The sequence below is a fragment of the Cupriavidus sp. H18C2 genome (assembly GCF_049393795.1).
Taxonomy (GTDB): domain Bacteria; phylum Pseudomonadota; class Gammaproteobacteria; order Burkholderiales; family Burkholderiaceae; genus Cupriavidus; species Cupriavidus pauculus_C.
The window spans coordinates 2,767,365-2,781,065 of sequence record NZ_CP186010.1 but is presented as its reverse complement, the minus strand read 5'-3'; the positions used below and the strand labels follow the sequence as shown (position 1 = coordinate 2,781,065).

At 67.5% G+C, this 13,701-nt stretch carries 11 protein-coding genes; 5 read left to right on the top strand and 6 right to left on the bottom strand.

The features are described 5' to 3' along the window. The first annotated feature begins 3 nt into the window (after positions 1 to 3). Positions 4 to 1,941, top strand: a complete 1,938-nt coding sequence (locus EPAKOI_RS12590; RefSeq protein ID WP_423193517.1) for a polysaccharide biosynthesis protein — start codon at positions 4 to 6, stop codon at positions 1,939 to 1,941. A 55-nt stretch (positions 1,942 to 1,996) separates the two neighbouring features. Beyond that, positions 1,997 to 2,671 (top strand): aspartyl/asparaginyl beta-hydroxylase domain-containing protein, encoded by a 675-nt coding sequence (locus EPAKOI_RS12585; protein WP_124683484.1) that lies wholly within the window; start codon positions 1,997 to 1,999, stop codon positions 2,669 to 2,671. 71 nt (positions 2,672 to 2,742) lie between these two features. Here EPAKOI_RS12585 and EPAKOI_RS12580 read toward each other — a convergent pair whose 3' ends face one another. From EPAKOI_RS12580 to EPAKOI_RS12555, 6 genes are all read right to left on the bottom strand, one after another. Continuing rightward, positions 2,743 to 3,543: a hypothetical protein gene (locus EPAKOI_RS12580; protein WP_423192323.1), complete on the bottom strand. Its 801-nt coding sequence runs from the start codon at positions 3,541 to 3,543 to the stop codon at positions 2,743 to 2,745. A gap of 88 nt (positions 3,544 to 3,631) precedes the next feature. After that, positions 3,632 to 4,753, bottom strand: a complete 1,122-nt coding sequence (locus tag EPAKOI_RS12575; RefSeq protein ID WP_423192322.1) for a glycosyltransferase family 4 protein — start codon at positions 4,751 to 4,753, stop codon at positions 3,632 to 3,634. Beyond that, positions 4,750 to 6,000, bottom strand: a complete 1,251-nt coding sequence (locus tag EPAKOI_RS12570; protein WP_423192321.1) for a lipopolysaccharide biosynthesis protein — start codon at positions 5,998 to 6,000, stop codon at positions 4,750 to 4,752. Before EPAKOI_RS12570 ends, EPAKOI_RS12575 begins: the two co-directional genes overlap by 4 nt. Next, positions 6,000 to 7,154, bottom strand: a complete 1,155-nt coding sequence (locus EPAKOI_RS12565) for a glycosyltransferase (protein ID WP_423192320.1) — start codon at positions 7,152 to 7,154, stop codon at positions 6,000 to 6,002. The genes EPAKOI_RS12570 and EPAKOI_RS12565 overlap by 1 nt, the downstream gene beginning before the upstream one ends. Then, entirely contained in the window at positions 7,154 to 8,473 is a 1,320-nt protein-coding gene (locus EPAKOI_RS12560; protein WP_124683488.1) for an exopolysaccharide biosynthesis polyprenyl glycosylphosphotransferase, read from the bottom strand. The genes EPAKOI_RS12565 and EPAKOI_RS12560 overlap by 1 nt, the downstream gene beginning before the upstream one ends. After that, a complete protein-coding gene (locus tag EPAKOI_RS12555; RefSeq protein ID WP_423192319.1) occupies positions 8,470 to 9,606 on the bottom strand; it encodes a glycosyltransferase in 1,137 nt (378 codons plus the stop codon). The genes EPAKOI_RS12560 and EPAKOI_RS12555 overlap by 4 nt, the downstream gene beginning before the upstream one ends. A gap of 294 nt (positions 9,607 to 9,900) precedes the next feature. On the opposite strand from EPAKOI_RS12555, the gene EPAKOI_RS12550 reads away from it, so the two are divergent. The 3 genes from EPAKOI_RS12550 to waaA are packed head-to-tail and all read left to right on the top strand — an operon-like array spanning position 9,901 to position 13,632. Next, a complete protein-coding gene (locus tag EPAKOI_RS12550) occupies positions 9,901 to 11,286 on the top strand; it encodes a phosphomannomutase/phosphoglucomutase (RefSeq protein WP_423192318.1) in 1,386 nt (461 codons plus the stop codon). Beyond that, positions 11,267 to 12,358: a lipopolysaccharide heptosyltransferase I gene (waaC, locus tag EPAKOI_RS12545; RefSeq protein ID WP_423192317.1), complete on the top strand. Its 1,092-nt coding sequence runs from the start codon at positions 11,267 to 11,269 to the stop codon at positions 12,356 to 12,358. Before EPAKOI_RS12550 ends, waaC begins: the two co-directional genes overlap by 20 nt. Next, positions 12,358 to 13,632: a lipid IV(A) 3-deoxy-D-manno-octulosonic acid transferase gene (gene waaA, locus EPAKOI_RS12540; protein WP_423192316.1), complete on the top strand. Its 1,275-nt coding sequence runs from the start codon at positions 12,358 to 12,360 to the stop codon at positions 13,630 to 13,632. The genes waaC and waaA overlap by 1 nt, the downstream gene beginning before the upstream one ends. The last annotated feature ends 69 nt before the right edge of the window (positions 13,633 to 13,701 follow it).

The following is a 13,701-nucleotide window of genomic DNA, read 5'->3' as shown; positions in this document are numbered from 1 at the left end:
AAACTGATCGCTCTCTTGTTGGGATTGCCGCGTCCTGCAAAGCGATGCGTGGTGGTGGCCGTCGACCTGGTCCTGTCTGTCGCATCGGTCTGGCTGGCGTTCTATCTGCGGATAGATCAGACCGGCCTGCCCGTGCTGCAGCAGAAGTATGTCTATCTGCTTGCACCGATCCTGGCGTTCCCGCTGTTTGTCCGCTTTGGCCTCTACCGGGCCATTTTCCGCTACACGGGCATGGCGGCCCTGGCAACGACGGCCAAGGCGGTGGGCATCTACGGCGTGTTGTTCTTCGCGGCGCTGCTGCTCGTCAAATGGGACGGCGTGCCGCGAAGCGTGGGCCTGATCCAGCCCATCCTCTTCCTGCTGCTGGTCGGTGCCAGCCGCGCGCTGGCGCGTATCTGGCTGGCCGGCAATATCGCGCGCAGCCGCCAGTGGGAAGGGCGGCTCCTGATCTACGGTGCCGGCGATGCGGGCGTGCAGACCGCGTCAGCCCTTGCGCTGGGGTGCCAGTTTGCACTGCTCGGGTTTGTCGACGACGATCCCGCGAAGATCGGCCGCACCATCAATGGCCTCGACATCATCGGTCCGGGCGAGGTGCAGGACGCGGTGGAGAGCATGGGTGTGACCGACATCCTGCTTGCCGTTCCCTCGCTGGGCCGTACCCGGCGTAACGAGATCATCGCCAGGCTGCGCGAACTGCCGGTGCACGTGCGCACGCTGCCCGGCATGGCGGATCTGGCGGCTGGCCGGGTCACCATCCGCGACTTCCAGGAACTCGACGTCGAGGATCTGCTGGGCCGCGCCCCGGTGCCACCGGACCAGGCGCTGCTGGCCAGGAACCTGGCTGACAAGTGCGTGCTGGTCACCGGCGCAGGCGGCAGCATCGGCAGCGAACTGTGCCGGCAGATCGTGCTGGAAAAGCCGCGTCGGATCCTGCTGGTCGAACATAACGAGTTCGGCCTGTACACGATCCATAGCGAACTCGAGGCGCTGTGCAGGGAAAACAATCTCGCCGTCGACATCATTCCGCTGCTGGCGAGCGTGTCGAAGCTGGGCCGCCTGCGCGAGATCTGCCAGAAATACCGCCCGGCGACGGTCTATCACGCTGCCGCGTACAAGCATGTGCCGCTGGTGGAGTGCAATCCGTCCGAAGGCGTGCTGAACAACATCTTCGGCACGCTCAACATGGCGCGCGCCGCGCTGGAGAGCGAAGTCGAATACTTCGTCCTGATCTCGACCGACAAGGCCGTTCGCCCGACCAACGTCATGGGCGCGACCAAGCGCATGGCGGAGCTGGTGCTCCAGGCGATGGCCAGTACGCAGACGCTGGATTTCGAGCCGCTCGATAACCGTCCCTGCGTGGTGTCGCGCACGCGGACCGTCTTCGCCATGGTCCGTTTCGGCAACGTGCTGGGCAGCAGCGGCAGCGTCGTGCCGCTGTTCCGCCGCCAGTTGCAGGATGGCGGACCGCTGACCGTCACGCATGAGGAAGTGACGCGCTACTTCATGACGATTCCCGAGGCGGCTCAACTGGTGCTGCAGGCAGGCGCCATGGCCCACGGCGGCGAAGTGTTCGTGCTCGACATGGGCCAGCCGGTTCGGATCATGGATCTGGCCCGGCGCATGGTCCAGTTGTCCGGCCTGACGGTGCGCGACGAGTCGAATCCGGCCGGCGATATCGAGATCAAGGTCACCGGCCTGCGGCCCGGCGAAAAGCTCTATGAAGAGCTGTTGATTGGCGACAATCCCGAGCCGACTGCGCACGAGCGCATCATGAAGGCGCGCGAGGAATACGTGGAGTGGGAGTCGTTCGTCAGGGTGCTGGCGTCGATGCGCCTTGCCGCCGAACAGAGCAACGATGCAGTGCTGAGAGGTATTTTTGGCGAGTATGTTCAGGGCTACGGCCAGCGGGAGCTGGCTTGCGGCGATACCACGCTGGCCTGAACGGAAGTAACTGTTTTGCGCCCGGGGTGCCGGGTTTCAGGGAGTGATAAAAAAAATGAATCACGGGTCGTTTCTTATCCGCGACAATTTCTTCTCGCCCGAGGAATTGGAGCCCATCAGGCAGCTTTGCCTGCAGCTCGACAAGCAGAAAAGCAATGTGCATGAAGCCGGCCGCTACAAGGACTTGCAGTGGCACAAGGTGGATCTGGTAGCCGAGGAGCATCCGTTTCTCGGCAAGATCTACGATTTCCTTGGCGCCAAGCGGGACGGCTTGTGCGTGTTCTATTACCTGTCGCCGGGTGCGATGCTGCATCCGCACCGCGACCTCACGGGTGCGTCGTCGAACGCGCGGATCCGCTTTCACGTGCCCGTGATCACCAACGACAACGTGTTCTTCGAGGTCTCGCGCAAACGTGTCAGGATGCTGCCGGGCCAACTGTGGTCGCTCGACACGTCGTACCTGCACAGCGTGGAAAATCGCAGCGACCAAACGCGCGTCCATATCGTGATCGAGTGCGATATCGACGAGAACGTGATGCGGCATCTGCCGCCGAAGACCGTCGCCTCGCGCATCCACGACCTGCATTTCTTCTCGATCCTGGGCTGGGCGTTCGCCAAGGCCATGGTGATCAATTCGTGGAAGAACCCGAGCTACTTCGTCAACCAGCTTCGCATGATCGCCAAGTTCGTGGGCTGGCGGTTTTTGGGTCAGAGCCGCAAGGACATCTGAAACAAAAATGCCGCGGCATCGGAATCCGATGCCGCGGCATTGTCTTTTCAGGTGGGGCTTGCGCCCGGCGATCAGGACCGGAGGCGCGAGAGGACGGTCAGCGCGATCCCGAAGATGATCCCGACCAGCGCGCCGAGGCCGATATAGACCGTCCGGCCCGGCGATGTGGGTGCGGTCGGCACGTACGGTGCGTCGACCAGCCGGCTCGGGTAGGTGCGGACCGGCTCCAGGCTGTACTCGAGCTGCGTCTTGCGCCGTTGCAGGTCCAGCACCTGGCGCGACACGGTCGCCGCGATGTTGGTCGCGAACAGGTCACGCATCGCGGTGCCTTCCCGTGCCTGCGACGTCTTCATGGCATCGAACACCTTCGCATATTCCTCTTCCGCTGCGGCCAGCCGGGCGTTGGTGTCCGCCAGGTCCTTCTTCATCCTGTCGACGGCATCGTTGAACATGTTCGTGTGTTCGCGCGTCAGCAGCGCGTACGAAGCACTCAGGACCTTCTTTGCCTGCTCGGGCGAGTTGGCATTGACCTGGACTGCCACCAGATCCGCACCGCGGCCGGGCGTGGCACGCAGCGATTCGAACACCAGCGTGGACTCCGCATGGCCCTCATAGGGCTTGGGCGGGCCCACGGCGTCCAGCACGCCGAAGCGGTAGTTCGGCTGGTTGACCAGTTCCACGGTCGTCAGCTGGGAATCCAGCGGCTTGATGGCGACGCCGGCATCGACGAAAGCGGTCACTTGCCCCAGCTTGACCAGCATCTTGGCCGTCCAGCGCGGCTCATGAAGCTGGAAGAGCGCGAAGCCAACAATCGCGCCAATAATCGCGGTGACGACGACGATTCTGATCGAGCGCGCGTAGGCCAGGCGCAAGTCTGCAAATATAGTGTTTTGTGTGCGGGGGCGATCTTGCATGGGGTGAGACGCTCGTTCCGGGAGGCGGTATTGTAGCGCTTTTGCTTCACGACTCAGCCTGAAGGCTGCGCTGGCCTGCCTCGTCCGCATCGATGGCAAGCACGTCGATCCATTGGCCGACGACCTTGTCCAGCGAATAGGCCATGGCATCGGCGCGTGCCGCCTGGCCAAGCCGTCGGCGACATGCCTCGTCCTGGATCAACTGCTTCAACGCCTCGGCCAATGCCCGGGGATTTCCGTTGGCACTGACCAGGGCATTGTCCCCGTGCCGAAGGATCTCGCGCGGGCCTGCCTCGCAATCGGTCGATACGATGCCAAGCCCGAAAGACATGGCTTCGATCAGGACCAGTCCGAACCCTTCGTAGCGCGAGCTCAGGCAAAAGATTGCTGCATCGCGATAGCAGTCTTCGACGCGATGCTGCGCGCCCGGCATCGTCACGGCGTCGCCAAGGTTCAGAGCGAGGGCCATCCGTTCCAGGGCGGCACGATCCTCGCCTTCGCCAACGATCTTCAGCACCCAGCCGGGCGCAGAGGGCGCGACCATTGACCACGCCTGCAGCAGCACGTCGAAGCCCTTGGCGCGGGTCAGCCGGCCCACCGCCAGCACGCAGTACTCCGTACCGGGCGACGGCGCGGCAGGGAAGGGGAAAGGCAGCGGGTTGGCAATCACTTCCACGCGGCCCCGCGGCCGCACGCGGGCCAGCCAGACTTGCTGGTCCCGTTGGGTAAGCACCACGATCGCCTGGTTGAATCGGCCCGCTACCCACCGCGCCACCCGCCGCGCCCGCCGGCCCAGATCCTCGTCAAAATGGCAATGCTCCCAGGCGATCCGGCGCACGGTCATGCCCAGCGTGGCCGGCACCGTGAACAGTGTCAGCATCGTGTCTACTTCGACCAGCACGTCGATCTGCTGCAGGCGGACAAAGCGGCGAATCCCCGCCACCGTGGCGAAGTACTGCCGCTTGAATGACGGCCGTGACGCGAACAGGGCGTCGTGGACAATGTCGCGGTGCAGCGGAAACACGGACGCCTGGTCCCAGAGGCTCAGGATCCTGACGCGATAACCGCGTTCGGCCAGCGCGTTGGCGATGACGGCGGTCATTCGCTCCGCGCCGGCAAAGGCATTGAGCGTGCCGGTCAGAAAGCAGACGGTCGGGCGCGAAGTCATGCCGATGCCATCTCGGAAACGGGCCGGAACCGCCACCAGAGTGCCGCCCCGAACAGCACGGCCACCCCGTTGCCGAAGGCATAGCCGGCAATCGCGCCCCAACTGCCGAAGCGGGGAATCAGGACGAGGTCGCATGCCAGGATCGTGGCCAGCACCAGCGCCCATTTGATGGCGATCCAGCGCGGCTTGCGCAGGTGCACCATCAGCAGGGTGAGCGCCACGTCGGCGAACACCAGCGCCGAGATGACGGCCGCCATGCGCAGCAGTCCCACCGTGGCCTCGAACGCCTGGCCATAGAGAAGCTTGACGATCCAGGGCGCGCAGACCGCAATGGCCAGCCCCCCGGTCAGCCCGACGGCGCCCATGCCGAGCACGATCCGGCCGATATTCGCGTGCGCGTCCTCGAACCGCGCGCGGGCGTACACGTAGCTCGGCGCGATGCCGGCGGCCAGGATCGTCGCGACCATCGTGAAATTGTCGAGAATCTGCATGCAGGCGGCATAGGCGCCGAACTCCGCGGTCGGCACCGACGGCTGCAGGATCAACTGGTCGACGCGGCGCGCGCCCATCATCAGGATGAAGCTGACCCAGAACAGCGTACCGGCGCCCACCAGCTCGCGCGCCAGCGCCGGCTGCCAGCCGATGCCTCCCAGTGGACGCTCCCGGAAGTAATAGGCGGCCAGCAGCGCGGCCACGATCAGCGCTTCCAGGGCGAAGGCGACGGCGTAGCCGGACACCTCCCGCACATGGCTGGCGTAGAGCACGGCGACGATCACGACCTTCACCGTCAGCGCGGCCAGGCTGAACAGCGTGCCGGGACGATTGTTCGTGTGGGCCTGCATCCAGGCCGTCACCACGCCGAATGGCTCGCGCAGGAAGATGGCAGTGCCCAGCCACAGCGCGGCCAGCCAGATCTCGGTCACCGCCGACGTGGCGGCCAGATAGACGCACAGCAGCCCATAGCCGATGGCGGCGCCGACGAATCGCAACAGAAACGCCTGGGTCAGCAGTTGATGCTGGGCGGCCGGCGCGGGGTGGGCCACCAGCCGGGGCACCACGACCTCGCCGCTGCAGACCAGGGCCAGCGACGCGGCGATCAGCACCACCGCCTGGGCGTACTGGAAGTGGGCAAACCCCTCCGGCCCCAGTCCGCGCGCGAGCACGGCGACGACGCCAATTCCCGCGCTTACCTGCAGGCCCCGCTCGACCAGCATCCACAGGAGATTGCCCGCCACCCGCGTGCGCATCAGGCAATCTCCGCTTCGTGCGCGGCCACGGTGCCGGCCAGGCCAGCGTAGATCGCCAGCCAGCGCCGCGCCACGGCGTCGATCGAGAACCTGCCCATCACGTGGGCCCGGCGCGAGGCTTCGTCCGATGGCGATCCGCGCCCTTGCCGCAGCGCTGCATCCATGGCCGCCGACAAGGCGCCCGCATCGCCGCGCGGCACGAGGGTGCCCTGGTCGGCCAGCACTTCGCGGACGCCCGGCGCGTCGGTCGCCACCACGGGGCAGCCGCTGGCGAGCGCTTCGACGAGGACCATGGGCAGTCCTTCGATATCCGATGACAGCACGAAGGTATCGGCCGCGTTCAGCAGGGCAGGCACGTCGTGGCGCGGGCCGAGCAGCGTCACGCGCGACGCCAGGCCCAGCGACGCGATCTGGTCCGCGAGCGCCTGCTGCAGCGGACCACCGCCGGCAATCAGCAGATGGACGGGCAGCGTGACGGGGTCGATGCGCGCAAACGCCTGCAGCAGCAGCGCCTGCGCCTTCTCGGGCACCAGCCGTCCGACGTTCAGCGCCAGCCGCGTGCCGGCACTGATGCCCAGCCGCGCGCGCATCGCGCCGCGCAACGCCGGTGCGGGCCGGAACCGGTCGACGTCGATGCCGTTCGGCACCACGACGATCCGGTCGGCGCGCACCGCACGGGCCGCGACCATGCCCGCGCGGCCGTCCTCGCTCACATGGGTAGTCAGTGCATGCCAGCGATCGGTCAGCCGATAGGCCGCCATGCGCAGCCGCCCGCCCTCACGGAAGCTGTGGGCCGTGCAAACCAGCGGCGGACAGCTCGCCACCCGCGTCAGCAGCCGCGCAAAGATGTTGGCGTGAATCATGTGGGCGTGGAGGACGTCGGGCCGCCACGACTTGACGAGCCGGCGGGCCTGCCACAAGGCGCGGGCCATCCCTGCCACGGACTTGCGCATGTCGAGCTCCACCACGTACGCGCCCGCCGGCACCTCGATCTCGCGTCCCGGCGACAGGCTGACGATGGCAACGGCATGCCCCATGGCCAGGAAGGCGTGCGCCAGCGCCACCACCTGGTGTTCCGCTCCGCCGACCTTCAGGCCGGTGGTGACCAGCATGATGCGCATCGGTGCGCGTCCCGCCCCATCGTTCGATGCCATCACCGCGCCCCATACCCCGTCAGCAGCGTCCGCACGGTCTTCACTGCAATCAGCAGGTCCAGCGCGAACGAGCAATGCTTGACGTAGTACAGGTCATAGCTGAGCTTGGTGACCGTCTCGGCATGGGTGCCGACGTAACCCTGCTGCACCTGCGCCCAGCCCGACAGGCCGGGACGCACCAGATGCCGGTACGGGTAGTAGGCGATGGTTTCCGAAAATTCCTCGACCATCGGCACCTGCTCTGGCCGGGGGCCGATGAAGCTCATGTCGCCGACCAGCACGTTCCAGAGCTGCGGAATCTCGTCCAGCCGGTACTTGCGGATAACCCTGCCCACGCGGGTCACGCGCGGGTCCTGGCGCAGCGCAAACTGGGCCGGCGCGTGCCGGTCCACACCCATGCTGCGGAACTTCAGCATCGTGAACGGCTTGCCGAACAAGCCCACGCGCCGCTGCCGGAACAGCGCGCCGCCTTCGGTCTCCAGGCTGACGGCCAATGCCACGGCCAGCCCCACCGGCACGGCCAGCGGCGCCAGGACCACCACGGCCACGATGTCGATCAGCCGCTTGATGTAGTCGAACAGGTAGTGGTCGGCGTAGTCGTCAAAGAAGTTCTCGTCGATATGGTCCAGCCCCACGCGGCCGGTCAGCATCTCGCCGATCCGCTCGACCGAATACATGCGCAGGTGGCCCAGCCGGTATTGCGTCAGCAGCCGCGTGCGATCCGGGTCGGCGGTCAGGCCGCGCTCGACCAGGATGCCGTCGCAGTGCAGGGCTTCCTCGATCGAGCCGATCTGCTCGAAGCGCGTCTTGGCCGGCGGCGTGGCGCCGGGCATCTCGATGATCCGGTTCAGATGCTGGAGCGTCTGCGGATCGAGATAGCCAAACAGCGGCACGTAGTTCTGGACGTAGCGCCGATAGCCGAACCAGATCCACGCCAGCGTCGTGCCGTAGCCCACCAGCACCGCCCCGCGCGAGTACTCGATATGGAAGCCGGCGTAGACGATCAGCAGCAGCGCGAAGGGCAGGGTGGTGGCCACCCCGACGATGCTGGCGCCTTCCATGGCCGGCAGATGCAGCGCCCGGTGCAGCAACAGGAAGGCAGCCAGGTAGGGCACGATCGACCAGAGCAGCGTGCGCGGGAAGACATAGGTAACAAGCCCGGCCTGGTGGGCTACTTCAGACAGGGCGGCGTTGATGCCGAACAGGACCAGCCCGATGGCGGCCCATCCGATCATGCGGCTGGCGCGCCGGGTGGTCTCCGACCGTGCGGGGGCGCCGGTGCCATTGCGCCGCAAGGCGTCGGTGTGCGTGGAATTCATGATGCCGACACCCGCGTACCCACGGGCCGCGTGGCCGAGACCGCCTCGCGATAGACCGCCAGCGTGGCGCATACCATCGGCTCGATCCCGAAGCGGGCTTCCCATCGCTCGCGTGCGGCCGTGCCCAGCGTGGCCCGCCGGTCCGGATGATCGGCCAGCGCGCGCAGGGCGTTGGCGAAGGCTGCCGCATCGTTGGCCACGAGCACGCCGCATTCGCCGTCATCCAGCTGGTGCCTGATACCCGGCAGATCGCTGGCCACCACCGGCAGCCCGGCCCGCATGGCTTCGAGGACCGACAGCGGAAACCCTTCGTGCTCGGAAGCCAGCATGAAGACCTGTGCGCCCGCGAGCAATGTCGGGATGTCGTCGATGTTGCCGGCCAGACGCACGCGGCCTGGCGCCACCTGCCTGGCAAGGGACTCCAGTGCGTCGCGCTGCGGACCATCGCCCGCGATCACCAGTTCGCACGCGGGCAGGTTGGCCTGCGCGAATGCCTGGATCAGCACATCGGCACGCTTGGGCGCGGCCAGTCGCATGACGGCCACGATCCGGCGCAGCGGCTCGGCCGGCTTTGCCCGCGCCGCCACGTCGGCAATGCCGTTCGGAATCACGCGGATATGCTGCGCCGGCATCGGCAGCCGTGCCGCCAGGGCGCGCTCGGCGTCGGCCACGCAGATCAGGCGCGTGGTCAGCGGGGCCAGCAACCATTCGGCGAGGCGGGCGACCGACCGCTGCTTCCACGGCGCCGCCGGCTTGAAGGCAAAGCCATGGACGGTATAGACGACCGGGATGCCGAGCAGCCGCCCGGCAAGCCGGCCCAGCGCGCTGGCCTTGGCACTATGGGTATGGATGACGTCCGGCGCGGCCTGCCGCAGCGCCCGCATGACCTCGCGCAGCGCGCCGATGGCCTTGACGGGCGACAGGGCATTGTCCATGGCCGCGAGCCGGATCGATGGAATGCCGGATTCCCGCGCCAGATCGAACAAGGGGCCGTCGCCACCCGCCAGCAGCACGGCATCCACCTGCCCGCGCATGGCGCGCAGCAGGTCGGCTACGTGGGTCTGGGCGCCGCCGATCTCGGAATTCGTGATCAGATAGGCGATGCGCGGCCGGTCTTGCGGCAAATCTGGCAACGTGAGCTGGATCAAAGGGGCAACGGCGCAAATGGCGCGGCGATGTCGATGTGGGGGCGCCGCGCGCACCGCCTGCCTGGTTGGACTGGAGCGCCGCCGCTACGTGCGCCGGCGGACCGAATCTACCCGAAAAGGGCCCAACAATTCCCCTGAGTGGGCGGTGACGGCGATTATAGCGCCTGCGCCACGCGCAATCCGGCACAATACGTCTTTTTGGCGCCCTGCCCGCGCCCCCTCCGGCAGGCCGGAACACCGGAGGGATACGCACGATGAACCTTGTCTCCAGGAAGCCACATGCAAATTGATCCCTCGATCTTCAAGGCCTATGACATCCGCGGCATCGTCGGCAAGACGCTGACCCCGGAAGTGGCCCGTTACATCGGCCTGTCCTTCGGTTCGGCAGCCGTCGAACTTGGCGAAAAAGCCATCGTGGTGGGCCGGGACGGCCGACTGTCGGGTCCCGACCTGCTGGGCGGGCTCGTCGAAGGGCTGCGCGCCGCCGGGCTCGATGTCATTGATCTTGGCATGGTCGCCACGCCGATGGTGTACTTCGGCACGAATATCGAGCTCGACGGCCGTCGCGCCACGTCGGGCATCATGGTCACGGGCAGCCACAATCCGCCGGACTACAACGGTTTCAAGATGGTGCTGGGCGGCAAGGCCATCTATGGCGACCAGATCCAGGCGCTGCGCCAGCGCATCGACGCGGGCAAGTTCACCGAGGGCGCCGGCAGCTACAAGCTCGTCGACGTCCGCCAGCAGTACCTGGACCGCATCATCGGCGACGTCAAGCTGGCCCGGCCGATGAAGATCGCGCTGGACGCCGGCAACGGCGTGGCCGGCGCCTTCGTGGGCGACCTGTTCCGCGGACTCGGCTGCGAAGTGGTCGAGCTGTTCTGCGACGTGGACGGCCACTTCCCGAACCACCATCCCGATCCCGCCCACGTCGAGAACCTGCAGGACCTGATGAAGTGCCTGCGCGAGACCGACTGCGAGCTGGGCCTGGCCTTCGATGGCGACGGCGACCGGCTGGGCGTGGTCACCAAGGACGGGCAGGTCATCTTCCCGGACCGCCAGTTGATGCTGTTTGCCGAGGAAATCCTGTCGCGCAACCCGGGCCAGCAGGTCATCCACGACGTCAAGTGCACGGGCAAGCTGGCGCCGTGGATCCGCCAGCACGGCGGCGAGCCGCTGATGTGGAAGACCGGCCATTCGCTGGTCAAGGCCAAGCTCAAGGAAACCGGCGCGCCGATCGCGGGCGAGATGAGCGGCCACGTGTTCTTCAAGGACCGCTGGTACGGCTTTGACGACGGCCTGTACACGGGCGCGCGCCTGCTGGAAATCCTGTCGCGCCACGCCGACCCGAGCGCCGTGCTGAACGCGCTGCCGAATTCCAACTGCACGCCGGAACTGCAACTGAAGGTCGCCGAAGGCGAGGCGTTCACGCTGCTCGACAAGATCCGCGCGAACGCGAAGTTCGAGGGTGCGAAGGAAGTGATCACCATCGACGGCGTCCGCGTGGAATACCCCGACGGCTTCGGCCTGGCCCGGCCGTCCAACACCACGCCCGTCGTGGTGATGCGCTTCGAAGCCGACAACGATGCCGCGCTGGCGCGCATCCAGGCCGAATTCAAGCGCGTGATCCTGGCGGAAAAACCGGATGCAAAGCTCCCGTTCTGAGGCCGTGCAGGCGCAGCCCGGCACGCCCCCGCAGCCCCTGGCGGCCGTGGGGGCCTTCGCGCTGCCGGCGCGGCCGCGCATCCTGATCGTCAAGGTGTCGTCGCTGGGCGACGTGGTGCACAACATGCCGCTCGTGCATGACCTGCGCGCCCGCTGGCCCGACGCCGAGATCGACTGGGTGGTGGAAGAGGGCTATGTCGACCTGGTCAGGCTGCTGCCCGAAGTGCGGCGCGTGATCCCGTTCGCGCTGCGGCGCTGGCGCAAGCGGTTCTGGCAGGGCGAGACCTGGGCCGAGGTGGCGGCGCTGCGAGCGGCCATCCGCGCCCACGACTACGATGCCGTGCTCGAAACCCAGGGCCTGCTCAAGACCGCCATCGTGGCACGCTCGGCCACGCGCGCCGATGGCGCGCCGGTGATCGGCCTGGGCAACGCCACGCAGGGCTCGGGCTACGAGCCGGCCGCGCGGCTGTTCTACACGGCGCCGGTCAAGGTGCCCCGGCAGACCCACTCGGTCCGCCGCTCGCGCCTGCTGGGCGCGGCGCTGACCGGCGTGACGCCGCCGGAGCCGCCGCGTTTCTTCGGTCCGGCCGCCAGCACGCTTCATGTCGACGATCCGCTCTGGGCCGGCCTGCCGGCCCGCTATGCCGTGTGCTTCCACGCCACGGCGGGCGCCAAAAAGCGCTGGCCGGTGGCGAACTGGCATGCGCTGGGCCAAAGGCTGCACGCCGAAGGGCTGACCGTGCTGCTGCCCTGGGGCAGCGAAGCGGAGAAGCGCGATGCCGAGGCGCTGGCCGCGGGCATCCCCGGCGCGCAGGTGCTGCCGCGCTTCTCGGTCATGCAGGGGTTCGGGCTGATCAACCGGGCCGAGGTCGTGATCGGCGTCGATACCGGGCTGGTCCATATCGCGGCGGCGCTGTGCCGGCCGACCGTCGAAATCTATACCGCCACGTGGCGCTGGAAGACCGAGGGCTACTGGTCGGACCGCATCGCCAACGTGGGCGACGACGGCATCGTGCCGGGCGTCGACGAGGTCCATGCCGCCGCGCGGCGCGTGCGCGGAGTCAGTCTCTGATGCTTCGAATCATCTATACCTTGCTGTGGCTGGTCATCCTGCCACTGGCGCTGCTGCGCCTGGCCTGGCGGTCGCGCAAGGAGCCGGGCTACGTGCAGCACGTGGGCGAGCGGCTGGGCCGCTATGACGACGTGCCGGCCGACGGCCCGTGGCTCTGGGTCCATGCCGTGTCGGTCGGGGAAACCCGGGCCGCGCAGCCGCTGATCGATGCGCTGCTGGGCAGCTACCCGGGCCACCGGCTGTTGCTGACGCACATGACGCCCACCGGCCGCCAAACCGGCGCGCAGCTCTATGGCGACAACCCGCGCGTGCAACAGTGCTACCTGCCGTACGACGTGCCCTACATGGTCCGCCGCTTCCTGGCGCATTTCCGGCCCGAGGCGGGAATGATCATGGAGACCGAAGTCTGGCCGAACCTCGTCCACGTGACCCGGCGTGCCGGCGTGCCGCTGTTCCTGGTCAACGCCCGGCTGTCGCCGCGCAGCTATCGGCGGACCGCGCGCTTTGGCGGTGCCGCGGCGGCGCTGTACAACGATTTCACGATGGTGCTGGCACAGACGGCCGGAGATGCCGAACGCTATCGCGCGCTCGGCGTGCGCGCGGTGCAGATCACCGGCAACCTCAAGTTCGACATGCAGCCGCCCGAGGCCGGGCTGGCGCGCGGCGCGCAGTTGCGGCGAGCCTTTGGCGGGCGGCAGGTGCTGGCCGCCGCAAGTACGCGCGAGGGCGAGGAGCCGCTGATCCTGGAGGCGTTCTCGCGCTGGCCGGGCGCCCGGCGGCCGGCGCTGCTGCTGGTGCCGCGCCATCCGCAGCGGTTCGACGAGGTTGCCGCGATGGCCACGCGCGCCGGCTTTACGGTCCAGCGCCGCAGCACGCTCGACATCGACAAGCCCGATGCGCCGATCACGGCCGACATCGTGCTCGGCGACTCGATGGGCGAGATGGCGATGTACTACGCGGCATCGGATATGTCCTATATCGGCGGCAGCCTGATCCCGCTGGGCGGCCAGAATCTGATCGAAGCGTGCGCCGTGGGCACGCCGGTGCTGATGGGGCTGCACACCTTCAACTTTGCCCAGGCGACGGAAGACGCCATCGCGGCGGGCGCCTGCCTGCGCGTGGCCAATGCCGACGAACTGATGGCGGCGGCGGCCGGCGTGCTGGACGATCCGGCGCGGCTGGCCGAGATGCGGTCCAACGCGCTGACCTTCGCGGGCCTGCATCGCGGTGCGACGGCCCGTACACTTGGCGCGCTCGCGCCGGTGTTGCGCTGACATACAAAGCGTGCGCCGGGGGCTAGACTGATCCGGTAGTGGTCCTTGCGCCGCTTGGCGCCGCCCAAA